Annotated in this window: 1 rRNA gene; it reads left to right on the top strand. The window is 57.5% G+C overall.

From position 1 onward, the window contains the following. Positions 1-325, top strand: a 23S ribosomal RNA gene (locus tag WQ54_RS18045); the annotation flags it as partial.

The following is a 325-nucleotide window of genomic DNA, read 5'->3' on the forward strand; positions in this document are numbered from 1 at the left end:
AACGGAGGCGCCCAAAGGTTCCCTCAGAATGGTTGGAAATCATTCGCAGAGTGTAAAGGCACAAGGGAGCTTGACTGCGAGACCTACAAGTCGGGCAGGGACGAAAGTCGGGCTTAGTGATCCGGTGGTTCCGCATGGAAGGGCCATCGCTCAACGGATAAAAGCTACCCCGGGGATAACAGGCTTATCTCCCCCAAGAGTCCACATCGACGGGGAGGTTTGGCACCTCGATGTCGGCTCATCGCATCCTGGGGCTGTAGTCGGTCCCAAGGGTTGGGCTGTTCGCCCATTAAAGCGGTACGCGAGCTGGGTTCAGAACGTCGTG

Origin of the sequence: Bacillus sp. SA1-12, assembly GCF_000981385.1 — a bacterium.
Classification (GTDB): Bacteria; Bacillota; Bacilli; order Bacillales; family Bacillaceae; genus Metabacillus.